Below are 25,946 nucleotides of genomic sequence, written 5' to 3'. Positions count from 1 at the left end.
CTGGAGGAGATGCCGTTATCGGTGAGGGATGCCGGCGAACGAGCTCGGGCATGCGAACGCGGCCGCCGGCTCGAAGCAACGGCGACCGCGCTCGGTCTCGGGAGCGGGAGTCGGCTCAGACTGCGGCGTCGAGGCCGCGCATCTTCAGACGCTCACGCTGGTTGGGGTTGACGCTCGGGCGGAACGGCATCTCGACCACCTCGGCGCGAACCGGGACTCCGGGAGTATCGGCGAACGGCTCCGGCAGATGCACCCAGTACTCCGTGCCGAGCTCGGTTGCCGACACCGGAACGTGCGCCATGGCGATATTCGCTTCGAGTTCCGGCGAGTACCACGGCGAGGTCACGTACCCGACGGCCTCTCCATCAGCTGCGGCGGAGACGAGCCAGAAGTCCGGCGCGTAGTCCGTGATCGGTTTGCCGCCGATCAGCAGGCCCACCAGCTGTGTGCGATACGGCGGAGTGCCGGCTTCGATGAGATCGCGCACCTCCTCGAGGCGGGCCTTGCCGATATAGTCTGCTTCCTTCTTCCGCGGCACCTGGTAGGACAGGTTGACCTGGAACGGGAGTGTCTCGAAATCCATGTCCTGACCCCACGAGAGGATGCCGGCGGCGATCCTGCGGTGGTGGCTGGGGGCGACGACCTTGAGGTTGTACGGCGCGCCGGCGTCCAGGACGGCGTTCCACATATCCTCGGCGTACTTCGTCGCATCCTTCAGGTAGATCTCGTAGCCCTTCTCCCCGGTGAATCCGGTCTGGGAGATGATGACGTCGCGGCCGCCGACCTGGGCTTCCATGAGTCCGTAGCTCGGCAGCGTGCGCCCCTCCTCACCGACGAGGTCGGCGATGACGTCGACGGATTTCGGACCTTGGACCTGCACGGGTGCGACGTCGATCTCGGCGATCGTGACATCGAACCGGCCGCCGACGTTGACCCCCTGCAGCCAGAGCATGAGGTCGGTGTCGGAGAGGCTGAACCAGAACTCGTCGATGCCGACCCGCAGCAGGATCGGATCATTGAGGATGCCGCCGGCTTCGTTGCACAGGATGACGTAGCGGGCACGCATCACCGGGATCTTCGTTGCGTCACGGGTGATGACGAAGTTGACGAACGCCTCGGCGTCGGGACCCTTGACCTGGATCTGCCGTTCGACGGCGACGTTCCACAGGGTCACATCGTTGACGAGGGACTGATACTCGGCCATCATCCCGCCCTCGTCGCGGGTGATGTAGCCACGCGGGTGGTACATCCGGTTGTAGATCGACGCCCGCCAGCAACCCTGCTGCATGGACAGTTCCCAGTACGGGGACTTGCGGACACGGGTGTCGATGAGCATTTCGACCGGGGTCGGGCCGGACTGACGTAGGTTGATCGGGACTTGCCTGTCACTTTGGTCCACTGTGGGGACATTGTTGTCCATGGTGTTCCCCCTGCTCGCACAGTTTTATATTATGGAACTCAATTCCCATATCATGGGTACAATGAGTGTAAGATCGAACACACCGGGACGCAAGGAACTCGCGCTTGCGAGTTTCATGAATCGACCTCCGAGAAGGAGACGAGGATGTCACAGTCAACGCTGCGCACGCTGTTGAGCACCGCCCGCTACGAAGTACTGCCCACGGCCGGAATAGTCGAACGCATCGAAGAGTACGTTGCACCGGGCCGCGAGATCACCGTGACCGCATCGACTGGGCTGACGCTTGAGGCGACGCTGTCCACGGCCGAGCAGCTCCAGGCTTTGGGATTCCGCGCCGTGCCCCACTTGGCCGCACGGATGATCCACGGCAGACCCGAGCTCACGGAGATCGTCGATCGCCTCGCCGAGGCGGCTGTGGACCGGATCTTCGTCCCCGCGGGGGACGCCACTCCCCCGGCCGGCGGGTACGTCGGAGCGCACGACCTCCTCGTCGATCTCTCGTCCATGGCCGCCCCGTTCCGCCATATCGGCGTCAGCGCCTATCCGGAATCGCACCCGATCATCCCCGATGATGTGACCATCCAGGCGATGTGGGACAAACGCGACTATGCCACACACTTGGTGTCGAATCTGTGCTTCGATCCGGCTCTCGTCGCCTCATGGGTGGCCCGGGTGCGCTCGCGCGGCATCGAGCTGCCGCTGGTCCTCGGCATCGCCGGGAAGGTGGAGCTGGCGAAGCTCGCTCGCGTCGCGACGAAGATCGGGGTGGGTGAGTCCACGCGGTTCCTGCGGAAGAACACTGCGACCTTCACGCGAATGGCCAAGCCCGGCGGCTACAACCCGCGGAAGTTCCTCGACAAGATCGGCCCGTTCCTCGACGACCCGGCCATGGGCGTCGCCGGTCTGCACATCTATACGTTCAATCAGATCAAAGACACCGAGGTCTGGCGCCGCAAGCAGCTCGCGGCCCTCGGCGGCGCCGAAGAGGTCTCGACCGCGTGGTGAGCAGCCACCTCAGTCAGAGAATAGGTCGCAATCGGACACGGCCACACGAATCCAGGTCACCATCGGATACTTTCAGCGCCGAAAAGTATCCGAATACGACCTATTTTCGGCTCGTCTACCTGTGGGTGACCTTGCGCTTGAGGGTGCGTGAGAGCAGTCCCGCCTCGTCGACGAGCAGTGCGCCGAGGCGGTCGTGATGGTCGGCGATGCGCATCGTCGGCCCGGAGATTCCCACGGCCGCGACGACGTCTCCGTCGATGCCGAACACCGGTGCCGCCAGAGCGTCGAGGCCGATCTCGAATTCTTCGTGGACGATGGCGAATCCGCGTTCGCGCACCGTTTCGAGATCGTCGGTGAGCTCCTTGCGTGAGCCCAGGGTCTTCTCGGTGCGCCGTTCGAGCCGACCGGTCGGCAGCGGGATCACGTCGTAGGCGAACATGACCTTGCCCAGAGCCGAGCAGTGCGGCGGCACCTCGACGTCGGCCCAGTTCGTGGCCCCGAGGACGAAGGTCGAATCGACCTGAGCGACCTGGACGACCCCCTTGGGGCCCGGCATGGCGAGATTGACGGTCTCCCCGGTCTCCTCGCTGAGGCGCTGCAGGGTCGGATCGGCCGCGGAGACGAGGTTCTCCACTCGGTCGAAGCGGGAGGCATAGGTCGCGAACAGCGATCCGCCGCGATAGAGGCCCTCACCGTCGCGTTCGACGAGACCGTTGCGCTCGAGTGCGGAGAGCAGGCGTGAGACCGTCGACCGAGCCAATTCGGTCTCGTCGACCACCTCGGTGTAGGAGATCGGTTCGTCGGATCTGACGACCAACGACAGGATCTCTGCCGCCCGGTCGATCGACTGGGTCCCATTGCTCATCGTGCTCAGCTCCGTCGGGGAAAGGGGGTCGGCGAAATCGAGGCCCACCGACCGCACTCACCCTACCCCACGCCCTGAGACTCTGGCCGGGTTGCGCGTCGTGAGTTACAGTTTCGAAATGAGCAACAGCGAAGCGGGCTCGGGAGGCGTCCAATCCGTGGATCGGGCCGTGACGATCCTCGAGATCATCGCCCGCACCGGGCTCGCCGGGATCACCGAGATCGCCGGTGAACTCGGGGTGCACAAATCGACGGCGTCACGCATCGTCTCCACCCTCGAGGCCCGCGGACTCGTCGAACAGGATCACCACCGCGGCCGATACCGCTTGGGTCTGTCCATCCTCCGGCTGGCCGGGGCGACGACCGCGCGCCTCGACATCGTCCAGGAGGCCCGCCCGATCACCAAGATGCTCGCCGAGGCGACCGGTGAGACGATCAATGTCGCCGTCCTCTCCGACGGCGCAGCCCTCTACCTCGACCAGGCCTCGTCGACGTCGTCGGTGCAGAGCCACAATTGGGTCGGTCAGCGCATTCCGCTGCATGCAACCTCCAACGGCAAGGTCCTGCTCTCGGGCCTGAGCGAAGACGGCATCCGCGAGACCCTGGGGGCGAAGCTGACCCGCTACACCCCGCACACGGTGACCTCGGTTCCGCAGCTGCTCACCCAGGTCGCCGAGGTGGCCGCCACCGGATTCTCGCTCGTCATCGATGAGCTCGAGGTCGGGCTGACCGCGGTGTCCGCTCCCGTGCGCAATGCCCACGGGGACGTCATCGCCTCGATCTCGGCCTCGGGACCGAGCTTCCGCTTCACCGAGGACAAGGTCGCCTCGGCCAGAGATCTGCTCACTCGGGCGGCCGCCGACATCTCTGCCCGTCTCGGGTGGCGCGAACACTGAACCCCGCCAAGTCGGCACCCCACGAAATCGGCATCCGCCGAAATCGGCACGCACGCGCTCACGGAGGTCCGCCTCGGCGAGGGTGCGATCATCCTCCGCGAGGAGGTCGTCAGTCGAGGACGTACGTGGTGCCGTTGTCGATGCTCTCGACGGCGCGGCGGTAGAGATTGCCCACCGCCTCATCGGAGGCCGGCGGGAATCCGGGGAAGAAGTCGTGGAAGTGCGTGGCCGACTCCAGGACGGTCGGGCTGGCGACGTTGATGCGGATGCCGCGCGGCATCTCACCGGCGGCGGCCATGACGAATGATTCGACGGCTCCGCTGGCCATCGCGGCCGCCGATCCGGTGGGGATCGCGGCGCGGGCCGTGACCCCGGTCGTCAGGGTGATCGAACCGCCGTCCCTGACATGGGGCAGGCCGATGCGCACCAGATCCAGCTGGGCGAGCGTCTTGCCGTAGAACCCCGACTCGAAGTCCTCCCGGGTCAGTTCGGTGACGGGTTTGAACGGGACGTGTCCGGCCGTGCACACGATGGCATCGACGTCACCGACCTCGTTCAGCAGCGCCTCGATCGTCGCCGGATCGTCGAGATCGACCGCCGGATCCGTGCTGCGACCGACCTGAACGAGTTCGTGCCTGCCTTCGAGCGCTCGGACGGCCGCGGTTCCGACGTGTCCCGTGGCTCCGATGATGAGTACCTTCATGGTGTCTGCCTCGCCTCGTTGGTGTCCTGGTCTGCTGCGAGCCTAAGCACAATCGGAGGCGAAGAGAAATACCTCTGGGCAGACATTCATGTCTCGGATGGGCATGGGCGGGACTGGGCAGACACACGCACAGCCTCATCAGGGAATGGCAGACTTCCTCGCAGACACCGATCGATGCGACTCGACCCGACGATCTGGACGCGGCCCTGGCCAAAGCCGATATCGACATCGCCATCGTGAAAGACGAATGGCTGATGGACGTCGTCCTCGACAAAGCCGTCGGAATCACCTCGGCGGCGACCTCATTCACCCATTCGCATCCCGAAGTGGTCTATCGCGAGATCGTCGATTCGCCCGAAGTCGACGTCACCATCGAATGGAGTTCGCACAACGCCCACTCGGCCTGCCCCCGATTCGCCGAATTCGCTCAGCAGTACTTCCGAGAGCTGACCACCCAGCCCTGACGATGTCGTTCGACACGTTCGTCCGACCGCGCAATGACCGCGCAGACGCCCTCTTGACACTCCCGCCTCGGCGGAGGACGATCATCGTACGCAGTTCCACATAGCGCGCATCGTTGCATAATTCGCAACAATGCCGGTGAAGGCGACGAAGCCTTCAGAGAGGAGCCTGCTCATGGCTTCCGTCCCCGCCCAGGCCAGCGTCGTCGTTGTCGGAGCCGGCATCGTCGGCAACAGCCTCGTCCATCATCTCGCCGAACTCGGATGGACCGATATCGTCCAGGTCGACAAAGGCCCGCTGCCGAATCCGGGCGGCTCGACCGGACACGCCTCGAACTTCATCTTCCCCGTCGATCACTCGCGTGAGATCACCGACCTCACCCTCGACAGCATGCGCCAATACAAGGACCTCGGCGTCTTCACCGAGTCCGGCGGCTTCGAGGTCGCCCGCACCGAGGAGCGCATGGAAGAGCTGCGGCGGCGCATGGCCTCGGCACGGGCCTGGGGCGTCGAATCCTCCCTGGTCACCCCCGCCGAGGTCGCCGAGAAGGTGCCGTTCCTCGATCCCGAGGTCATCCTCGGCGCGTTCTGGACCCCGACGGTCGGCGTCGTCGATTCGGTGCGGGCGGGCACGATGATGCGCGAATCCGCCGAATCCAAGGGTGCGCTCACGGTCTCGCCCAACACCGAGGTGACCGGCATCGATGTCGATGGCGGCCAGATCACGGCCGTGCACACGACGAAGGGTGAGATCGCGACGCACCGCATCCTCATCGCCTGCGGTGTGTGGTCTCCGCGCATTGCGGCCATGGCCGGTGCCGCGATCCCGCTGACTCCGGCCGTCCACCAGATGATCAGCGTCGGACCCGTCCCGCAGTTGGCCGAACGTCCCGGCGAGATCTCGTTTCCGATCGTGCGGGACATGGACACCTTCTGCTACGAGCGTCAGCACGGCTCCGACATGGAGATCGGCTCCTATGCCCACCGGCCGATCCTCCACGATCCGGATGAGATTCCCTCGATCGAGGCGGCGAAGCTCTCCCCCACGGAGATGCCGTTCACGGACGAGGACTTCGATCCGCAGCTCGAACAGGCCGTCGAACTCATGCCCGAAGTGCTGTCGAATCCGGACGTCGAGATCCGTTATGCCATCAATGGTCTGCTCTCGCTGACCCCGGACGGGGCGCCCATCCTCGGCGAATCACCTCAGGTCAAGGGCTTGTGGTCGGCGGCGGCCGTGTGGGTGAAGGAAGGGCCGGGCGTCGGTCGGGCCGTGGCCGAATGGATGACGAACGGCCTGCCGGAGATCGACGTGCAAGGTGCCGACATCGCACGCTTCCACTCTCACCAGCGCACCCACACCCACGTGAAGGCGCGCACCTCGGAGGCATTCAACAAGACCTATGGGATCGTCCATCCCGGCGAGCAGTGGAGTTCCGATCGCGACGTCCGCCGCTCACCGATGTGGCAGCGCGAGGTCGAGCTCGGGGCGGTGTTCTTCGAAGCCGGCGGGTGGGAGCGACCGCAGTGGTTCGGGTCGAATGCCGGACTGCTCGACGAGTTCGGTGACGCGGTGATGGACCGCGGCGCCGAATGGGATTCCCGCTGGTGGTCCCCGATCATCAATGCCGAGCACCTGGCGATGCGCAAGCGCGCCGGGCTCGTCGACCTCTCGAGCTTCGTCATCTTCGACGTGTTCGGCCCCGCCGCCCTCGACGCGGTCCAGTCCATCGCCCTGGCGCAGATGGATGTGGCCGTCGGTCGGGTCGTCTACACCCCGATCCTCGATGAGAACGGCGGGTTCCGTTCCGACCTGACCATCATGCGACTGGCACACGACCGCTTCCGCGTCGTCACGGGTGCCGCCCACGGAATGGTCGATCTCAAATGGTTCGCCGACCGCCTGCCCGATATGGGCGCGCAGATCGCCGATCTCACGAGTTCGTGGACGACGATCGGGCTGTGGGGACCGCGAGCCCGCGACATCCTCGGCGAGCTCACCAGTGCCGATGTCTCCCATGAGGGGTTCGGGTTCGGCACCGCCCGGGTCATCGAGATCGGTTCGCTCGAGGTGCTCGCCTCCCGCATCTCCTATGTCGGCGATCTCGGCTGGGAGCTCTACGTGCCGATGGAATCGGGGCTGAAGCTCTGGGATGCGCTCATGGACGCCGGCCGAGGTCACGGACTCGTCCCCGTCGGTCTCGGCGTCTACGGCACCACCGGTCGGATCGAGAAGGGCTACCGCGCGTTCGGGGCCGAGCTCGATTCCGAACGCAGCGTCGTCGAGGTCGGGATGAGCAGACCGAAGGTGAAGTCCCAGGATTTCGTCGGCAGGGCCGCCCACCTGCGCCACCGTGAGGAGGAGCCGAAGGCGGTGCTGTGCTCACTCACCGTTGATGACCACACGAGCGCCAGCGGTCAGATGCGGTACATGCTCGGTGGGGAACCCGTCGTCTCTGCCGACGGCGATCCGCTGATCGACGGGCACGGTCGGAACTCCTATGTCACCTCGGCGGGGTCGGCTCCCAGCCTGGGCAGACACGTGCTCATGGCGTTCCTCCCACCCGCCGAGGCGGTGCTGGGCAACCGTCTGCAGGTCGTGTACATGGAGGAGTTCTATCCCGTCACGGTGGCATCGGTCGATTCGACGCCGCTGTTCGACCCCGACAACGAGTGCATCAGGAGATGAGATGAACATTCTCGTGTGCATCAAACGCGTCCCCGATATCGCCGGCTCCGTCACCCTCGATGCCACCGGCACCGGGATCGACGACTCCGGGCTCGGCCACACCATGTCCTCGCATGAGGAGTGCGCCGTCGAGCTCGCGATCCAGACCGCGGCCGCCACGGGTGGGACGGTCACGGTGCTCACGGTCGGTCCCGCCGAGGCGGTCGAACAGCTGCGAGCCGCCGTGGCCGTGGGTGCGAACGACGGCATACTCGTCGAGGCGGCCGACCCGTCCGTGTTCGCACCCGAGGACATCGCGCAGATCATCGGCGATGTCATCCGCGATCGCGCCGAGGCGGGACAGACCTTCGATCTCGTCCTCACCGGCGACGATGCCGCCGACACCGGCGATTTCCAGGTCGGGATCCGCCTGGCCTACGACCTCGAGTACCCGGTGCTGACGAATATCCAGACGATCAGTGTCGGTGGGACGGATGAGGGTGGCGGCACCGATGCCGGGAACGGTGGCGTTGGGAGCAGCGAAGGCGGCTCCGGTCGCATCGAGGCGCGCGGGATCGGGCCGGCGGGAACGGAGATCTTCTCACTCGGTCTGCCCGCCGTCGTCGCCGTCCACGAGGGCGGGGTCGACCCGCGCTACCCCTCGATCACCGGACGGATGAAGGCGAAGAAGGCGCAGGTCGTCGAATACGACGCCCCGGAGCCCGGGACGGGCAGCCCCCGCATCCGACTCGAGCTGCCCGAGGTGAAGGCGAGTTCAGTGACCATCCTCGGCGAGGGACCTGAGGCGGCTCCCGCCCTGGTCGATGTGCTCGAAGAGATCGGAGTGATCCGGCCATGACTGTGGTCTACGTCGAAACCGACCCGGCAGGCGAGGTCATACTCACCTCCGCCGAAGCCCTCACCTTCGCCCGCAAAAACCCCCATTTACTACCTGACGGCGGCGCAGCAACCTCGCGCGAGGTATCTGGGCCCCCGTCAGGTAGCACGGAAGGGGTGGTGATCGGCCCACTCAGCGATTCCGCCATCGCGGCGCTGGGGCGACTCGGGGTCAGCGTCATCCACCATCTCGAGCACCCGGATCTCGCCGAGTACTCCGCGGCGGCCTGGGCGCAGGCGATCGTCGACGTCACCCCGGATTCCGGCACACTGTTGGCCTCGGGCACCCCGCGCGGTATGGAGCTCATGGCCCACGCCGCCGTCCGCACGGGTGCACGCATGGCGGCCAACGTCATCGCCTGCGACGACGAGGGCCTGCTGCGGCAGGTCCACGGCGGCACCGCCTACGAACGCCTCCGCCTCGACGGGGACCTGCAGGTGCTCACGATCGCCGGCCACGCCTGCACCCCCGAAGAGACGACCCCGGTGACCCCGGAGGTCTATGACTACGACCTCACCGTCGCCGAGGCGGACCTCGCCACCCGTGTCCAGCGCACCGAGGCAGAGGCCGCCGATGATGCGTCCGGACTGACCTCGGCCAGGGCCGTAATCGGCGCCGGTCGCGGAGTCGGCTCGGAGAACGGGTTCGCCGAAGTCCTCGAACTCGTCGACCACCTCGGCGGGGCCTTGGGCGTCTCCCGCGTGGTCACGGGCCTGGGCTGGCGCCCGCACGCCGAACAGGTCGGTCAGACCGGCAGCCGCATCTCCCCCGACGTCTACATCGCCTGCGGCATCTCCGGTGCGATCCAGCACATGGCCGGGATCGAGGGCGCGAAGACGCTCGTGGCCATCAACACCGATGAGGAATCCACGATGGTCCAACGGGCCGACTACGCGATCATCGGCGACCTCCACGAGGTGGTCGGAGCCGTCAATGAGGAGATCGTCCGCCGCCGCGGCTGAGCCCGGTTATAGTTTCCTCAAGGACCTCGGAAGAGACGGGGCCTTCCGGAAGCGGCGAAAGGCGGCTGTCGTGCGCTCTGTCCCCACGAGTTCGACGCGATCGGCGGATCGACGGTGAACCGGCTCGTCCGCATCGCCTACCTCGGCTTCGTCGCCGGGGACTCCAAAGCCTTCACGATCATCCACCAGGTCTCGTTTGCGATCCTGCTCGGGGCGAGCGCAGCCCTGCTCAGCGCATTGCGACCGGATTCCGCAGTGGGCCACGAGTGGCTCATATCGGGTTCCGTCCTACTCGTCATCGCCACGCTCGGAGCCGTCTACTCGGAGAAGTTCTCACGCTCTTGGGTGCCGAATCTCGCGATCCCGCTCCTCGACTTCCTCGCACTGGGCCTGTGCCGTCTGGGAACCTATCCCGATGGGGCGGGGCTGTCGGTCCTCGCTTTCACTCCCGTCGTCTGGCTGGTCACAAGCTTCCGGACACGCGGCGCCGTCATCGCACTCGGGGCAGTGCTCACCACCCTCACCCCAGTGAGCCTGTTCGGCGGAGACACTCCGGTAGATGCCGCCCGAATCGTGCTCGCCCTCATTCTGCCCGTTGCCGTCGTGCTCGTCTCCGGGCTGACCATCGGGCTCGAAAGACGTCTGCGCGCGACGAATCTGCGACTGAGCGCAGCACTCGATCGACAGCGCGCCCTGACGCGGGACCTGCAGAAGACGAGCGCACTGCTGCGCGGCACCGGCGCCAGCGTCGACGTCGGAGTGGTCGTCTTCGACGAGAACGGGGACACCGCGTTCAAGAACCCGGCATTCACCTCTCACCTCGACGCGACGGTCAAGCGTTTGGTCGGCGCTCAGTTCACCTCGGATGGTCCCGGCAACACAGACCCCACCATCGGCGGTCCCGCTGCCACGGGCACCGTCATCGACGAGTCCGCCATCGCCGACGGGGACATGTTCGGCGCCGATGGGCACACCCGGATCGACCCGAGGGAGTCACCGGTGGCCCGTGCCCGCCGCGGCGAACGGTTCGCCGATGAACTCATCTGGGTCGGCCCGCAAGGCGGTGATCAGCTGGCGCTGTCGATCTCCTCGGTGAGTTGGCAGGGGCACCCGAGGATCGCCCCGCACACGATCGTGACCACCCAGGACGTGACATCCACACAGCAGCTCATCCGGGCCCGCGAGCGCATCCTCGCCTCGGTCTCCCACGAGCTGCGGACCCCGTTGACGTCGATCATGGGCTATACGGAGCTCGCGCTCGACGAACTCGACGACGGCTCCTCCGCAGCCGCCTCGGCGATCGCGTCCTATCTGACCGTCGTACAAAGAAACTCCGATCAGCTGCTCGCCATGGTCGAGGACATTCTCAGCACCCAGCAGACACCGTCGAACCGCTTCGAACTGAACATCACCGAATTCGAACTCACCCCGCTCATCGACGACGTCGTCGAACAGCTTCGCTCGACGGCCGCCGACCAGGAAGTCGAACTCGCCGTCGAGTCCGCGGGTTCCCCGACGATTTCGGCCGACTCAAAGCGCATCACGCAGGTGCTGACGAACCTCGTGGTCAACGGCATCAAATACTCCGGCCCCGGACATCGCGTCACCGTCCGAACCCGCTCTGATGCGCTCGGCATCGGATTCGACGTTGTCGACGACGGAACAGGAATGCCCGCCAACGAGGTCGATCAGCTCTTCACGGCCTTCTTCCGCGGCGCCGCCGCCCGGGCCTCGAGTCAGCGCGGCGTCGGACTGGGCCTCGCCCTGGTCAAAGGCATCGTCGACGCACACGGGGGAACGATCACGGTGTCCTCGATTGAAGGCGCCGGCAGCACGTTCAGCGTTCGCATCCCCTCCCGAGACGAAGGAACCCGACCATGACCCGAAACGAAGGTACCCGACCGTGACCGGGCACGACAGCCGCTCCTCGACGAGGCAGATCGGACCGCTCGCGGTGGTTCTGTCCCTCGTCTACGGAGTGCTTGCGGCCTACATCTTCTGCTTCTCTGGATCCTTCGGCCGCCTCGGCGAGTACTGGTGGTTCGACATCGCACTCATCACTATCACGATCACGGCCTCTCTCTCCCTGGCCTACGTCAGCCTGCTGCTCATCGCCTATGTCCGGCAGAAGGCCGTCGACCCCGGTGACCCGACGGACTTCACCTGGCATTTCCTCATCCCCTGCCGTGATGAGGAATCCGTCATCGCCGAGACGGTCTCGGCCGCACGGACGTCCTTCCCCACCGCGCACATCTGGGTCATCGACGACGCCAGCGAAGACTCCACCGCAGCCATCGTCACCGACATCATGGACGTCGACGACCGAACCCATCTCATCTCCCGGGTCCTGCCCGAGGCACGGACGGGGAAAGGCAAGGCACTCAATGCGGCGTACCTCTCGGTGTCCGAGTACGTCGGTGCTGATCCTGCCGACCGTACTCGTGCGGTCATCGGGGTCCTCGACGCCGACGGGTTCCTCTCCGACAATGCTCTGGCCGTGCTCTCGGGACCGGCGGGCTTCGGCGATGACTCCCTCGGCGCAGCCCAGCTCGAAGTGTGGATGAAGAACCGCGGCGACAAGCAGCCACGCCCCGGCCGCGGCCGGTATCTCAATCTCCTCGGGCGGTTCCTCGTCCGGATGCAGGACATCGAGTTCCGCACGTCGAATTCGGCGATGCAGCAGCTGCGCGTGACCACAGGCACCGTCGGCATGGGCGGCAATGGGCAGTTCACCCGGCTGACCGTCCTCGACGCCTTGACCGAAGACCACGGGGAACCGTGGGGCAACAAGCTCAGCGAGGACTACGAACTCGGACTCAATATCCTCACCCGCGGCTTCCGCAACGGCTATTTCCCGCAGGCGCACGTGTCCCAGGAGGCGCTGCCCTATTTCCGCCGGCTGCTCACCCAACGCACGCGCTGGGGCCAGGGGATCATGGAGTGCGCGTCGAATCTGCCCGCCTTGCGCAAGAGCCGTGTCCTGAAGTTTCCCGGGTTCGTCGAGATCCACTACTTCATGAGCCAGCCGTGGCTGATGATGCTCAACCTTCTGCTCATCCCGATCGTCACCGCCGTCGCGATCGCTCAGGGATTCTTCGGCTTCGTCAGCGATGCCGCGACCTGGATCATCGTCCTCACCGGGCTTGTGTTCGTCGTCCTCCCCTACGCCCTGTGGGGTCCGCTCTACCGACGATGGGGTCCCGAACCCATCGGTCGGGTCTCCTCGGTGCTGCTGGGGTTGGGGTATCTCGTCTACGTGTACTTCACGTACTTCTACTATCCGCGCGCGATCGCACGCATGGTCACCGGCCGGAATTCGTGGGCGAAGACGAAGCGCAACGCCGACGACGTGCTCGTCACCTCGACCTTCACCCCGGCAGCGCTGCAGGTCGTTCCGCTGCTCGACCAGAGCAGCCTCACCGACCTCGCCGAGGAGCTCGAAGGCAGGGACGAATACGCCGTGGAGATCGTGTCCCGGTTCGCCCTCATCTGGCCCCGCCGTCTGGCGAACCTGCAGCAGGCCGTGGCCGCCGAGGATGTGCTGGGAATCAGCGATGCGATCGCCAGCATCCGGGTGGCGTCGACGATGGTCGGGGCACGCCGACTGCAGGTCGCGGCCGAAGACTTCACGACGCTGGTCGAGAGCCGCGAATTCGATGCCGCCCGCGCCGCACTGCCGCGCCTGGCCCGCGTCGGAGACGATACGATCGTCGAGATCCGCGCCCGTTTCCTCGACCTGCCGACCCGCGGCCAGCACTGAGGTCCGGGCCGGCGCTCGTCCGGGCCGGCGCTCGTCCGGGCCGGCGCTCGTCCGGGCCGGCGCTCGTCCGGGCCGGCGCTCGTCCGGGCCGGCGCTCGTCCGGGCCGGCGCTCGTCCGGGCCGGCGCTCGTCCGGGCCGGGACCGAGATTCCGCCGGTACCACCTGACGACAGCCCCTGAACCGCCTCGGCGGTCAGCGCGTCCGGCTCATTCCGTGTCCATCGCCTGCAGGAATTCGCGGATCTCGCGTGGTTTGAAGGGTTTGGTGAGGAAGGCATCGGCACCGGCCTCGACGCTGGCGTCGCTGTCACTCTGCGTTGCCCGGGCGCTGATCACCACGATCGTCGCCACGGTGCGGGGTCGGATCTGCCGCAGGAGTTCAAGACCGTCGATATCGGGCAGACCGAGGTCGACGGTGATGAGAGTGCGTTCGACCTCGTCGAAGCGTTCGAGTCCGAGCTTGCCCGTCGCCACCGATTCGACGGTGTATCCGCTCTGTTCCAGAACGACCTCGAGCAGTCGGCGGATATCGTCATCGTCTTCGATGACCAGTGCGTTCTTCGAATCCATCGTGCGTCTCCTTCGTGCTTCCCCATCATTCCTGTACCCCACTTCACGGCTCAGCTTAGCGAGATAGAAGACATCACGTAGGGGTTTGCGCAGAGTCGAGAAGGCCCGGATTCCGCTCCCTTCAAGCAGCAGAACCCGGGCCCAATTCGAGTCGGACTATTCGGTGTCTGGCTCAGTCGAACTTGGTGATGACGACCCGGTTCGTCTCCGGGTCCTTGAGCTTCTCATATCCTTCGTTGATCTCGCTGAGGGAGATCTCGGCCGAAACGAGGTCATCGAGATTGAGGCGACCGTTGAGGTAGAGGTCGGAGAGAATTCGGATGTCGCGCTTCGGCACACCCGATCCCATGAAGACGCCCTGGATTCCCTTACGGTCGAAGGTGTTGGCCAGGTTGTGTGTCTCGATGACTGCATCCGGGCCGGCCATTCCGATCTGGTACAGCACTCCGCCTCGATCAAGCATGTCGTAACCCTGACGCGCGGTCGGGGTGGCTCCAACGAAGTCGAACACGGCACTGACTCCGTATCCGCCGGTCAGCTCCTTCACCGCGGCCACCAGGTCCTGTTCCGAGGAGTTGATGGTGTGGGTGGCACCGAATTTCTTCGCCGTTTCAAGAGTCGGCTCGTTGAGGTCCGACACGATGATCTGCGAAGCTCCGGCGATGACCGCGCCGCTGATCGCGTTGAGCCCGACTCCGCCGGCTCCGATGATCACGATCGAATCGCCGCGCTTGACCTTGGCCGCGTTGAGGACGGCTCCGGTTCCGGTCACGACTCCGCAGCCGAGGATGGAGGCCTGGGCGAACGGCATCTCGTCGGGAATCTTGACGAGCATGTTCTCGTGCACCAGCGATTCCTGGGCGAACCCGCCCAGAGCCATTCCCTGAGTCAGTTCCTTGCCTTCTGCGTCTGTGAGACGAGGGGCCTCGCCCTCACCGCGCAGTGTGTCCTCTGGGTGACGACACAGTCCGACATCCCCCGAGAGGCAGCGTTCGCATTTGCCGCAGAACTGCACGAGGCAGCCTGCGACATGGTCGCCGACAGCGAACTGGGTGACATTCGGACCGATTGCAGTGACGATGCCGGCGATCTCGTGTCCGAGTACGGCTGGTGGCGGATAGTTCACCTCGGAGCGCATCTCCATGAGGTCGCTTCCGCACAGACCAGAGGCCTTGAGCTCCACACGGACCTCATTGCCCACCGGGTCTGCGATTTCGACATCTTCAGGAACCCAGCCTTCGCCGAGTTCCCTGACGACCATTGCCTTCATAGACTTCCTTTCACTTGTCACAGATATTTGGCGCAGCCGCGCTGCGGAACCGAACGGGGCTCAGCCGACGACCACGTGCGGCTGACCCAGCCCCTTGAGTCCGTGAACTCCGAATTCGAGACCGTAACCGGACTGCTTCGCGCCGCCGAAGGGAATCCGCGGATCGATTCCGCCGTGGGAATTGATCCAAGTGGTGCCGGCTTCCAAGCGAGCGGCGACCTCGACTGCGGCTGATCGGTCCGATGACCACACGGACGACCCCAGCCCCACCTCGAGGCTGTTGGCCAGATCGACGGCCTCATCGACGTCGTCGTACCGGATGATCGGCAGGGCCGGGCCGAACTGTTCTTCGGTCACCAGCGGGTTCTGCGGATCGATATCGGCGATCAGCGTCGTCGGGTAGAAGTACCCGGCGGCCTCACGATCGGGATCCCCGCCGAGGATGACCTTCGCGCCGGAGCTCTTCGCCGATTCGACGAGAGAATCGACGATGTCGAACTGGGCCTTGTTCTGCAGCGGGCCGAGTTCATTGCGTTCGTCGCGACCATTGCCCATCGGCACCTTTGCAGCGAAATCGGTCAGCGCCCGACAGACCTCGTCGTAGATATCGGTGTGGACATAGAGCCGTTTGAGAGCGGCGCAGGTCTGTCCGGTATTGATGAAGGCTCCCCAGAAGAGTCCTTCGGCGATGGCCTTCGGGTCGGCGTCCGGCAGAACGATTCCTGCGTCGTTGCCGCCGAGCTCCATCGTCAGTCGCTTCACGTTGCCGGCCGACGAACCGATGATCGCCTTGCCGGTCGAGATCGAACCGGTGAACATGATCTTATCGATGTCGGAGTGGGTCGACATCGCCTCGCCGACCGCTCCGTCTCCGGCCACGACCTGCAGGACGCCTTCGGGCAGGACTGTGTTGAGCACCTCGGCGAGTGCCAGAACTGACAGCGGCGTGTACTCCGAGGGTTTCATGATCACGGAGTTGCCCATCCGCAGTGCCGGCGCCAGCTGCCACACGCTGATCATCATCGGCCAGTTCCACGGTCCGATGGCTCCGACGACACCGAGGGGGCGATAGTGGAGTTCCGCGTAGGTCTGCCCATCATCGACGAGGACTTCGGGGGTGAATTCGAAAGAAGCCGTGGCCCGCAGCCAACTGGCGCAGGCGCCGACCTCGAATCGTGCGTTGGGGCCGTTCAGCGGTTTGCCCTGTTCGCGGGAGAGCAGCTGCGCCAATGGCTCAGCATTCGCTTCGACGGCGTCAGCGGCGAGAGCGAGCAGTCGACTGCGTTCGTCGTGGCCGAGACCTGCCCAAGCCGGTTGTGCCTGTTCTGCCGTCGCGACTGCTTCATCGAGCGCAGATACGGAGGGCACGAATACGCGTCCGACGAGTTCGCCCGTGGCCGGGTCGAGAATCTCACGCCCGCCGGTCTCCGGCTGAACCGCTTCGAGCAGCGATTCGAATGTGAAACCTTGTGTGCTTGCGGTGTCTGTCATCTGTGCCCCTTTCCCTTGTGCACGGAGGCGTTCGGGGCTCACGCAGCGCAACAGATGATTCACGCATCGTGGGCCGAGCACGCTTCCTCCCGTATCGCATACGATTCATTCGAACCGATCTGTCCGATACGGGATCATCTCCCTTAATCTAAACACTTTATAGTTAAAATTTCTACTTCTTCTGGATAAATCAAATCTGATCTCGCTGATTGCAGATATCCGCCGACCTGAGAATTTCCGTTGGTGCCGGCCGCCTGGTTAACTATGGAACGATCGTTCAGACACAATTCCCCATCAGCTCACGGAGGCAGTCATGGCCACATTCGAACTCTCACCAGAAGTGCGCTGGTCGGACCAGGACCTGCTCGGCCACGTCAACAACGCACGGATGATCACGCTCATCGAGGAATGCCGTGTGCGCTGGATGCATGAGATCCGGGCCGGTCACATCACCGGCGGCGGGCTGCTCGTCGCCCGCCAGACCATCGACTACCTCATCCCCGTCATGTACGGCCCCGAGCTGAAGATGACCGTGACGGTGAAGAAGCTCGGCAACTCCTCGTTCACCGTCAACACTCGCGGCGACCAGGACGGACGTCAGGTCTTCGACCACGACTGCGTCCTCGTCCACATCGACCGGGAGACTCAGAAGCCGTCCCCTCTTACCCCCGAACTGCGTGCAGTCTTCGAACCCTACCTGCAGGACTGAGGCGCGAACCGCTTCACTCTGACACCTGGCGCCGCAACCATGGCCGATTCGTTCAAGCCGCGCCACCAACCGTCCGCATAGTCTGAAGTCATGAAACTCGACGCGATCTCCATCATCACCGCAGACATGCCCGCCGCCATCACCTTCTACTCCGCGCTCGGCCTCGAGCTCGCCGACGGCGGCCCGGACGCCCCGCACACCGAGTTCACCTCCGGGTCCCTGCGGGTCCTGCTCGACACCGAGGCGGTCATACTCGGCATCGACCCCGAATGGACCCGGCCGACGGGCGGACACACGATGTCCTTGGCCTTCGACTGCTCCACCGCCGAGGCGGTCGATGCGACATTCGCCCGGCTCACCGGCCGTGGCGCTGAGAACTCCGGTCCCGTGGCCGGAGTCGTCCACGAACCCTGGGACGCATTCTGGGGGCAGCGCTACGCAGTGGTCTCCGATCCCGACGGTAACAAGGTCGACCTCTTCGCCGCCCTCAACTCCTAATTACTACCCGACGGGGGCCCAGCAACCTCGCGCGAGGTTGCTGGGCCCCCGTCGGGTAGTAAATGGGTGGGCGGGCTGGTGGGACGGACGCCTAGAGCGCACCCTCATCCGATGAGCGAGCGCTCGTCTCTTCGCAGGTGAGCGGCGTCGGCATACCCGACCTCGGCCGCGGCCGCCGTGCGCGACCGGCCCGCATCGATGAGGTCTCGCGCGGCCCGCCAACGCAGGATCTTCGCCAGGTGCTTAGGTCCGTAGCCGAACCATTCCGCGCTCAGTCGGCGCAGCTGCCGCGGTGAGTACGCGAACTCCGCGGCCGCCTCGGTGACGGTGTGGGCAGGCGAACTTGAGCGCACGTCCAAGGCCCGAGCCAGGGCCATCGGCCGCAGATCCAGCATTGCTCGGTCGGCCAGATCGCCGGCCGTATCGAGCAGCACCCGAGCGGATCCCGCCACCGAGGCGGCCCCTGCCTCACCGACGTTCGGGGCCCCGGAATGGCTGCCGCCGATCACCGCGTCGAGGGCTGTCACCCGATCGGCCAGTTCCCCCGCCGAGGTGGTCAGCAGCTGCGGAAGCACGCCGGAGTCGAAGCGCAGACCCACCGTCGGTGCGGCCGAACCGTGGAACATCCGTGCCGTGGAATCGGCGCCGGCGATGACGATCCGTCCGTCGATGACGATGAGATCCATGCATCCGTCGGGGACGATGAGCGAGGGAGCTGGAGAATGCACGGCAGCCAGCCCGAAAGTGAGGTTGCGACGGGCCGGGTCGGCCGCCTCGGCGAGGGTATCCGCCGTGTCGGGAACCGAGACCCACAGGCTCGCCCATAGGCGCGGGATCCGGGTTTCTCGGTACATGGACTCGGCCTCTTGATGCTCTCGGCGGTAAACTCGACGGTGTTCGTCTGGTGCGGGCGGCGCGATCTGCCCCCAGAATAGCGCGCGACCGGTCCCGACAGCGGACCGAACGCCCGAGCTCACGGGAAGGAATCATGGCTGCAGCATCCGCAGCGCCGGTGTCGGCACGCAGGCAGGCTCGCCATGTCACCGTCTTCCTCGATGTCGACGGCGTCCTCAACTCCTACCCGGTGCCCAAGCTGCGCGGCATGGCCGAGGGGCGGAAGAAACTGCACGCGTGGCATTACGAACTCCACTACAGGCCGTCCGTCGTCGAATTCTTCGACCGTATAGTCGAGACCCATGAGGTCGATGTCGTGTGGCTGTCGACCTGGTCGCAGCGGTGCAAGTCCGAACTCGAACCGAAGTTCGGTCTGCGCAACTCCTTCGACGTCATCGAAATGCCCGATGAGACGCACAACCGCTTCGCTCACGATCCGCAGCAGTGGTGGAAGGCCCGCGCCGTGGAGGACTGGCTGGCCACCCACGAGCACGGTCGTGCGATCTGGATCGATGACGACCTGGCGTGGCCGGCCACCCGCGAGTACTTCCTCAGCCACTACTCGCCCAACCGCCTCAAACTCATCGCCCCGGACTTCGCCCATGGCCTGACGAAGGCCCATCTCAAGGAGATCCGGGAGTTCGCCTACCCGAAGGCCAGCAGTCCAAAGACCGACGAAGCCAGGACCGGCGAAGCCAAGACCGGCGATCCGACGACATCCGACCCGAAGGGGACTTCATGACGCGCATCGGCCTGCTCGATTCCGGACTCGGACTCCTCGGCACCGCCGACGCGCTGTTCAACCTCGCTCCCGACGCGGATCTCGTCCTAGCGATGGACCCCGACTTCACTCCGTACGGCAGTCTGAGCACCGACACCCTCGAACAGCGGGCCCTGCATTCGGCCGGGGTGCTCGCCGACTGGGAACCCGACGCCATCGTCATCGCCTGCAACACCGCCTCGGTGCAGGCCCTCGAGGCCGTCCGGGCCCGCTACGAACCGGCCATCCCCGTCATCGGCACCGTCCCGGCGGTGAAGATGGCCGCCGGCACCGGGCAGGACTTCGCGATCTGGGCGACCCCGGCGACCACAGGCAGCGAGTATCAGCAGAACCTCATCGACTCCTTCGCCGCCGACCTGCACGTGGCCAAGGTCGCCTGCCCCGGCTTGGCCGAGGCGATCAACGCCGCCGACCTGAATAAGATCGACACCGCCATCGAGGATGCCTTCACCCAGATGGGACCCGGAATGGAGACCGTCGTGCTCGGCTGCACCCACTACGGACTCGTCGCCGACCGGATCATGGCCGCCCGCGCCGGAGCGCTGACCGTCTTCGACTCCCCCATGCCGGTGGCCAAGCAGACCCTGCGTCGCATCGGCCTCGAACCCGCCGGAATCGGCGAGGAGCATTCGGACACCGGACGCGTGCTCGCAACCTTCGCCTCCGGCCGCCGCGTCAGCCTGCCCCGTGCCCTCGACGCCTACCCGGCCGGCAAACGACTGCTCGCCCGAGAGGCATGAGCGCCCCGCCTCCACGTTCCCTCCGAGCCCGGTCTTTCCGCGCCGCACAGGCGTAGAATAGACCGGACAGTCAATCGTCAAAGGAGGCGATTCGACATGTTGGCGCTCAGTATCCTCGCCGCACTTGTCGCCCTCGGAGCAATCACGCTGGGAAACAGCCTGAAGATCGTCAAGCAGTATGAGCGTGGGGTGGTCTTCCGCCTCGGCAGAGTCAATGCCGAGCCCCGTCCGCCCGGGATGACCGCGATCGTCCCCTTCGTCGACAAACTCGAGAAGGTCAACCTCCAGATCGTGACCATGCCGATTCCCGCGCAGGAGGGCATCACCCGCGACAACGTCACCGTCCGCGTCGACGCGGTCATCTATTTCAAGGTCGTCGACCCACGCAAGGCCGTCGTCGACGTCGAGGACTATCAGCTCGCCGTCGGCCAGGTCGCCCAGACCTCGCTGCGCTCGATCATCGGCCAGAGCGAGCTCGATGACCTGCTGACCAACCGCGAACGCCTCAACCAGGGTCTGGCGATCATGATCGACAGCCCCGCCGTGGACTGGGGCGTCCACATCGACCGCGTCGAGATCAAGGACGTCGCCCTGCCGGAGACGATGAAACGCTCGATGTCGCGCCAAGCCGAAGCCGAACGCGAACGCCGTTCCCGGGTCATCATCGCCGATGGTGAGCTGCAGGCGTCGAACAAGCTCGCCCAGGCGTCCGAGGCCATGGCCCACACGCCCTCCGCCCTGCAGCTGCGCCTGCTCCAGACCATCGTCGAGGTCGCCGCGGAACGGAACTCGACCCTGGTCCTGCCCTTCCCCGTCGAACTGCTCCGCTTCCTCGAGAACAGCACCCCTGCCGCTCCTCTCACCACCGCAGCGGGAGCGAGGCCGACCACGGAGGCAGAGACGGACACCCCCGCCGAGGCGGCCGATCGGTCCGAATCGGACGCGACGACGAGTGCCCCGGCCGACCTCGACGCCATCGTCCAGGCCATGTCCGAATCGCTCAAGCTCACCGGGCTGATGCCCGAGCAGGAGCGCGTGACCTCGGACATGCCGGAACAGGAACGGAGCACATCGGAGTCGGCCGACCGGTCCGGCACGACCGAACAGGAGGAGCACCTCGGGCACGCCTGACGTCTTCAGCGTCTGTCCAAACCCGAGGACTAGGCTGGGTGCATGGACCTCAAGCGCACTGGAAGAACAGTCATCGTCAACGGCGTCATCGCCCTCGTGATGGGTGCGCTGATGATGGTCTGGCCCGGCTCCTCCGCCGAGGTGGTGGTGCGGATCTTCGCCTGCTGGCTCGCCGTCATCGCCGTCTCCTCCCTCGTCTTCGCACCGCGCGGAGGCCGCACCGGCAGCATGGTCACACGTGCGGTTCTGCTCATCCTCCTCGGCGTGCTCATCTTCCTCACCCCGATGCTGTTCGCGTCCATGGTCACCGTCCTGACCGGGTTCGCGATCATCTTCTTCAGCTTCCTCGCCCTCACCATGTCCTTCTTCATCCGCCGGATGGGTGTCAGGTCCTGGTGGGTGCTCACCGCCATCGGGGTGCTGGGCATCATCCTCGGCGGTTTCTTCCTCTTCGCCCCGGGCGCCGGAGTGACCGCACTGATCTTCACCCTCGCCGGATTCATCATCCTCGTCGGTCTCGCCCTCATCGCCCTCGGCCGTCGCCTGCGCAGAGTCGACCGGCAGATGAGAACCGACCCGCACCGCAATCGTCCCGACGACGGCGGCGGCGATGTCATCCGCGGGGAGATCATCGACTGATTCCGGCCGCCTCGGCGAGCTTCTCCCACTTCATTTGAGCCCGGGTCCGCGCAGATGCGGATCCGGGCTCAGTCTTACCCACGTTTCGGGCTGCAGTGGTCATTGTCACACAGCGAATCTTGGCCCCCAGCACACCCCTGCCCCACCTCCCTGAAAGGGACCACTGACATAGCACCTGACCTGGAACATTGCGTGAACGGACGGCGAAACCTACCGATTGTGCATGAGCATTTCGTGAGCCTCGGAAGTGGTGTTCACCGTCCGTTCACCTTCGCCGTAACCTGGCGGTCATTCGACCTGCGAATCATGGAGGCAGACAGACACTGCCTCATCGACTGAATTCCGCTAGGAGAACGAATGACCCAGGTTCTGGCCCCGGAGCGCCACACTCCGCCGCCTGCCGTCGGCCGCAGCAACGACCGCCTCTGGCATCTGGCCTTCGGTGGGCTGCTGGCGATCACCCTCATCGCCTTCACCCTGTGGTCCTTCGACTTCGTGGGCCGGGACGCTCCCCGCATGGTGCTCGTCACCACGGTCATCTTCGGCGCCTTCATGGCGTTCAACATCGGCGGCAACGATGTCGCCAACGCCTTCGGCACCTCGGTCGGCGCCGGCACCCTGACGATGAAGCAGGCGCTGCTCGTGGCCGCGATCTTCGAGGTCAGCGGCGCCCTGCTGGCCGGCGGGAATGTCACCGACACGGTCAAGAGCGGCATCGTCGACCTCAGCGGGGTCGCGATCAATCCGATGGACTTCGCCTTCATCATGATGGCAGCCCTCCTCGGCGCAGCAGTGTGGCTGCTCGTGGCGACCCGGATGGGCTGGCCGGTGTCGACGACGCATGCGATCATCGGCGGCATCATCGGTGCGTCTCTGACGATCGGCTTCGTCACCGGCACCGGCGGACTCGCCATGGTGCAGTGGTCCGAGGTCGGTCAGATCGCGATCTCCTGGGTGCTCTCCCCCGCCCTCGGCGGACTCGCCGCGTTCATCATCTACGGGCTGATCAAGAAGTACGTGCTCGGCACGTCACTGTCGCACACGCTCAAGCCGCATATGCTCGCCCCGGTCTCCGCAGCCGAGGGGTCCGTCGACGCGCAGATCGACGCCGCCACCGAGGATGCCCCCACCGGCGAAGGGTCGATCGGCTCTCATTCGGCTCTGCAGCGGTGGGTTCCCCTCATCGCCGCCGGCGGCGCGGTCATCATCACTGCAATGTTGCTGTTCAAGGGCCTGAAGAACCTCGACATGAGCGTGACCACGGTCGGCGGCCTGCTCATCATGGCGATGATCGGCGCGGCCGTGTGGCTGGCCGTGTTCGTCTTCGCCAAGACCCTGCGCAAGCAGACGGTTCCCCGTGCGACCTACATCCTGTTCTCCTGGATGCAGGTGTTCACCGCCTCCGCATTCGCCTTCAGCCACGGGTCGAACGACATCGCCAACGCCGTCGGCCCCTTCGCAGCCGTCCTCGATGTGCTCCGCACCGACAGCATCAGCGGTGAGGCGACCGTGCCGTTCGCAGCCATGCTCACCTGCGGCATCGCACTCATCGTCGGTCTCTGGTTCATCGGCCGCAAGGTCATTGCCACCGTCGGCACGAAACTCACCGAGATCCACCCAGCCTCCGGATTCGCCGCGGAGCTCGCTGCCGCGGGAATCGTCATGGCCGCCTCGGTGAGTGGTCTGCCGGTGTCGTCGACGCATATCCTCATCGGTGCGATCATCGGCGTCGGTCTGGTCAACCGTTCGGCGAACTGGAAGCTCATGAAGCCGATCGCACTGGCATGGATCATCACCCTTCCGGCCGCCGCGGCCATCGGTTCGGTCGGCGTCATCGCCCTGCGCACCATGATGGGCTGACCCACTGACACGAACGCTCATGAGCGTTCCCCGGACCGCGTGCCAGACATCGTGTCGAGCGGATCCGAGCCTCCGCCCCGCCGGCTTCCACACGAAGTCGGCGGGGCGTTTTTCGGCCGAACCCTGGTCTCGGCAAAACTCCCTGTGCTATCTTGTTCGGCATGGGAACATTGAACAGCAGCGCAATGACTGCGCCTTGCTTCTATATTCGTCACCGCAGCGCCTGACAGCGCGCCGGACGGATTCTTCTGCGATCGGCTGACCGACGACGGTCACCCTGATCACCTCTGCAAGCGCGTTGTCCTCCCGGAGAGCCCTCGGCATCCGGGCGATGCGGCAATCGGCTGATCCCATTCCGATCCCCTGACCACTGCGATCATCAGTGATCGACCAGGTCATCGCGGATCGATCTGACTCACCACCATTGCGCCGCCTCGGGTGCCTCCATCTGATTCTTGGAGCACATCCCATTGCGATCCCACACACCACGACACCATTCGACACGCAGACAGTCCCATTCGCACTCGGCCCCGCGGTCACAGCACGGCGGACGACATGAACTCGGCCAGAACTTTCTGCGCTCACCCACCACCATCTCAACGATTGCGAGCCTGGCTCGTTCCACCTCCGGACCGATCATGGAGATCGGTCCCGGGGATGGGGCAGTCACCGCCGAGCTCTACCGACTCGGACGAGAGCTCACGCTCGTCGAACTCGACGAAACGAGGTTGGATCACCTTGAAGACACGTACCCGCGGGCCGAGGTCCGGCACGCCGACATCCTGACCACTCGGCTCGACCGGCCGGTCATCGTCGGCAATCTGCCGTTCCACCTCACCACTGCCATCCTCCGCAGGCTGCTGCGCTCCGGGCGCTGGCAGCGGGCCATCCTGCTCACGCAATGGGAGGTCGCCCGCAAACGCGCAGGAATCGGCGGATCGACCATGATGACCGCGCAATGGACCCCATGGTTCGACTTCCGCCTCATCACCCGCGTCCCTGCCGATGCGTTCACCCCGAAACCCAGCGTCGATGGCGGCATCCTCACCATCGATCGCTGCCCCACCGGATCGATTCCAGTCAAGGCTCGATCCGATTATCAACAGTTCGTCCGTGCGGTCTTCACCGGTCGCGGGCGAGGAATGAAAGGAATCCTCTCGAAGATGAGCATCACCGATCACCGCAGCCTGCAATCGACCATGGACCGCAACGACATCAGAGGAGACACCTTGCCCAAAGACCTCACCCCCGGCCAGTGGACCGGACTGTTCACCGAACTGGCCGACGAATCAGATCAGACGAATGCGAAGAAGGGAAAGACCATGCGAAACAACAAAGGGAAGAAGAACCCCATCACCGAGGCGGCCCCGCAGACACCGTTGATCACCGGAGAGATGCCCATCGTCGGCTCCAAACCGGCGACCGAGAAGCTGCAGGCGCCCATCCCGGGCACCGACCCGAAGGCGAAGAGCCATGACAAGGGCCATCTGCAGGCCGAACGCGGTTTCATGAATCAGCATCAGAAACCGCAGCAGCCCCAGCCGAGGTGGAACCTGCCGCGGAGGTGAGTCTCCGGCGTCCCGGCCCGACGTATCGCAGTCGAGCCGGGACGCTGGCCGGCCCGGGTCCCTGGCCGGCCTGTGCAACGCCTGATCTTTGTGCCGACGGGCCGTTGCAGAAGGACTTGTTCAGCTTCCTCCGCTGCTCCCCGCAGGCATCGTGAGCA

23 protein-coding genes are annotated in these 25,946 nt (G+C 65.3%); 16 read left to right on the top strand and 7 right to left on the bottom strand.

What is annotated here, in order from left to right; translation table 11 throughout:
- Nucleotides 1-115: 115 nt before the first annotated feature.
- Nucleotides 116-1,336, bottom strand: a complete 1,221-nt coding sequence (locus tag HF684_RS02225; RefSeq protein ID WP_211168050.1) for a glycine cleavage T C-terminal barrel domain-containing protein — start codon at nucleotides 1,334-1,336, stop codon at nucleotides 116-118.
- Nucleotides 1,337-1,564: 228 nt separating this feature from the next.
- Between HF684_RS02225 and HF684_RS02220 the strand changes: the two genes are divergently transcribed.
- Complete coding sequence (locus HF684_RS02220; RefSeq protein WP_169251164.1) at nucleotides 1,565-2,425, top strand: methylenetetrahydrofolate reductase; 861 nt, start codon at nucleotides 1,565-1,567, stop codon at nucleotides 2,423-2,425.
- A 115-nt stretch (nucleotides 2,426-2,540) separates the two neighbouring features.
- Here the strand turns inward: HF684_RS02220 and HF684_RS02215 are convergent, their stop codons facing one another.
- A complete protein-coding gene (locus HF684_RS02215) occupies nucleotides 2,541-3,290 on the bottom strand; it encodes an IclR family transcriptional regulator (protein WP_169251163.1) in 750 nt (249 codons plus the stop codon).
- Nucleotides 3,291-3,408: 118 nt separating this feature from the next.
- On the opposite strand from HF684_RS02215, the gene HF684_RS02210 reads away from it, so the two are divergent.
- On the top strand, nucleotides 3,409-4,185 hold the full coding sequence (locus tag HF684_RS02210; RefSeq protein WP_169251162.1) for an IclR family transcriptional regulator: 777 nt from the start codon (nucleotides 3,409-3,411) through the stop codon (nucleotides 4,183-4,185).
- A gap of 109 nt (nucleotides 4,186-4,294) precedes the next feature.
- On the opposite strand, the gene HF684_RS02205 is transcribed toward HF684_RS02210, so the two are convergent.
- Nucleotides 4,295-4,888, bottom strand: a complete 594-nt coding sequence (locus tag HF684_RS02205; protein ID WP_169251161.1) for a short chain dehydrogenase — start codon at nucleotides 4,886-4,888, stop codon at nucleotides 4,295-4,297.
- Nucleotides 4,889-5,124: 236 nt separating this feature from the next.
- Here HF684_RS02205 and HF684_RS02200 point away from each other — a divergent pair, with 236 nt between their 5' ends.
- The 6 genes from HF684_RS02200 (at nucleotide 5,125) to HF684_RS02175 (ending at nucleotide 13,637) form a co-directional block, all read left to right on the top strand.
- Nucleotides 5,125-5,352 carry a hypothetical protein gene (locus tag HF684_RS02200; protein WP_169251160.1) on the top strand — a complete coding sequence of 76 codons (228 nt, stop codon included), beginning with the start codon at nucleotides 5,125-5,127 and terminating at the stop codon, nucleotides 5,350-5,352.
- A 172-nt stretch (nucleotides 5,353-5,524) separates the two neighbouring features.
- Entirely contained in the window at nucleotides 5,525-8,038 is a 2,514-nt protein-coding gene (locus tag HF684_RS02195) for an FAD-dependent oxidoreductase (RefSeq protein ID WP_169251159.1), read from the top strand.
- A gap of 1 nt (nucleotide 8,039) precedes the next feature.
- Nucleotides 8,040-8,876, top strand: a complete 837-nt coding sequence (locus HF684_RS02190) for an electron transfer flavoprotein subunit beta/FixA family protein (RefSeq protein WP_169251158.1) — start codon at nucleotides 8,040-8,042, stop codon at nucleotides 8,874-8,876.
- Nucleotides 8,873-9,877, top strand: a complete 1,005-nt coding sequence (locus HF684_RS02185; protein WP_169251157.1) for an electron transfer flavoprotein subunit alpha/FixB family protein — start codon at nucleotides 8,873-8,875, stop codon at nucleotides 9,875-9,877. Before HF684_RS02190 ends, HF684_RS02185 begins: the two co-directional genes overlap by 4 nt.
- A 114-nt stretch (nucleotides 9,878-9,991) precedes the next feature.
- Nucleotides 9,992-11,758, top strand: coding sequence for a HAMP domain-containing sensor histidine kinase (locus HF684_RS02180; protein ID WP_169251156.1), 1,767 nt, complete (start codon nucleotides 9,992-9,994; stop codon nucleotides 11,756-11,758).
- A 22-nt stretch (nucleotides 11,759-11,780) separates the two neighbouring features.
- Nucleotides 11,781-13,637, top strand: a complete 1,857-nt coding sequence (locus HF684_RS02175) for a glycosyltransferase (RefSeq protein ID WP_248279079.1) — start codon at nucleotides 11,781-11,783, stop codon at nucleotides 13,635-13,637.
- Between the two features lie 207 nt (nucleotides 13,638-13,844).
- Here HF684_RS02175 and HF684_RS02170 read toward each other — a convergent pair whose 3' ends face one another.
- The 3 genes from HF684_RS02170 to HF684_RS02160 all read right to left on the bottom strand — a co-directional run bounded on the left by HF684_RS02170 (nucleotide 13,845) and on the right by HF684_RS02160 (nucleotide 16,968).
- Nucleotides 13,845-14,207, bottom strand: coding sequence for a response regulator transcription factor (locus tag HF684_RS02170; RefSeq protein ID WP_169251155.1), 363 nt, complete (start codon nucleotides 14,205-14,207; stop codon nucleotides 13,845-13,847).
- 172 nt (nucleotides 14,208-14,379) lie between these two features.
- A complete protein-coding gene (locus tag HF684_RS02165) occupies nucleotides 14,380-15,477 on the bottom strand; it encodes a Zn-dependent alcohol dehydrogenase (RefSeq protein WP_169251154.1) in 1,098 nt (365 codons plus the stop codon).
- A gap of 60 nt (nucleotides 15,478-15,537) precedes the next feature.
- Entirely contained in the window at nucleotides 15,538-16,968 is a 1,431-nt protein-coding gene (locus HF684_RS02160; protein ID WP_169251153.1) for an aldehyde dehydrogenase family protein, read from the bottom strand.
- A 313-nt stretch (nucleotides 16,969-17,281) separates the two neighbouring features.
- Here HF684_RS02160 and HF684_RS02155 point away from each other — a divergent pair, with 313 nt between their 5' ends.
- On the top strand, nucleotides 17,282-17,677 hold the full coding sequence (locus HF684_RS02155; protein WP_169251152.1) for a thioesterase family protein: 396 nt from the start codon (nucleotides 17,282-17,284) through the stop codon (nucleotides 17,675-17,677).
- 90 nt (nucleotides 17,678-17,767) lie between these two features.
- On the top strand, nucleotides 17,768-18,175 hold the full coding sequence (locus HF684_RS02150; protein ID WP_169251151.1) for a VOC family protein: 408 nt from the start codon (nucleotides 17,768-17,770) through the stop codon (nucleotides 18,173-18,175).
- Between the two features lie 104 nt (nucleotides 18,176-18,279).
- Here HF684_RS02150 and HF684_RS02145 read toward each other — a convergent pair whose 3' ends face one another.
- A complete protein-coding gene (locus HF684_RS02145) occupies nucleotides 18,280-19,029 on the bottom strand; it encodes a helix-turn-helix domain-containing protein (protein WP_169251150.1) in 750 nt (249 codons plus the stop codon).
- 134 nt (nucleotides 19,030-19,163) lie between these two features.
- Between HF684_RS02145 and HF684_RS02140 the strand changes: the two genes are divergently transcribed.
- The 6 genes from HF684_RS02140 to erm all read left to right on the top strand — a co-directional run bounded on the left by HF684_RS02140 (nucleotide 19,164) and on the right by erm (nucleotide 25,788).
- The gene (locus HF684_RS02140) at nucleotides 19,164-19,811 is read left to right on the top strand and encodes an HAD domain-containing protein (protein WP_169251149.1); all 648 of its coding nucleotides are present in this window, start codon (nucleotides 19,164-19,166) and stop codon (nucleotides 19,809-19,811) included.
- A complete protein-coding gene (locus tag HF684_RS02135) occupies nucleotides 19,808-20,590 on the top strand; it encodes an aspartate/glutamate racemase family protein (protein WP_169251148.1) in 783 nt (260 codons plus the stop codon). The genes HF684_RS02140 and HF684_RS02135 overlap by 4 nt, the downstream gene beginning before the upstream one ends.
- A 96-nt stretch (nucleotides 20,591-20,686) precedes the next feature.
- The gene (locus HF684_RS02130; RefSeq protein ID WP_211168049.1) at nucleotides 20,687-21,721 is read left to right on the top strand and encodes a slipin family protein; all 1,035 of its coding nucleotides are present in this window, start codon (nucleotides 20,687-20,689) and stop codon (nucleotides 21,719-21,721) included.
- A 42-nt stretch (nucleotides 21,722-21,763) separates the two neighbouring features.
- Entirely contained in the window at nucleotides 21,764-22,360 is a 597-nt protein-coding gene (locus HF684_RS02125; RefSeq protein WP_169251147.1) for a DUF308 domain-containing protein, read from the top strand.
- 357 nt (nucleotides 22,361-22,717) lie between these two features.
- Nucleotides 22,718-24,220, top strand: a complete 1,503-nt coding sequence (locus tag HF684_RS02120; RefSeq protein WP_169251146.1) for an inorganic phosphate transporter — start codon at nucleotides 22,718-22,720, stop codon at nucleotides 24,218-24,220.
- Between the two features lie 455 nt (nucleotides 24,221-24,675).
- Entirely contained in the window at nucleotides 24,676-25,788 is a 1,113-nt protein-coding gene (gene erm / locus HF684_RS02115; RefSeq protein ID WP_348981420.1) for a 23S ribosomal RNA methyltransferase Erm, read from the top strand.
- Nucleotides 25,789-25,946 lie beyond the last annotated feature (158 nt).

The organism is Brevibacterium sp. 'Marine', assembly GCF_012844365.1.
GTDB lineage: Bacteria > Actinomycetota > Actinomycetes > Actinomycetales > Brevibacteriaceae > Brevibacterium.
Note: the sequence above shows the minus strand (reverse complement) of the source record. Positions and strands in the feature narration are given on the sequence as shown.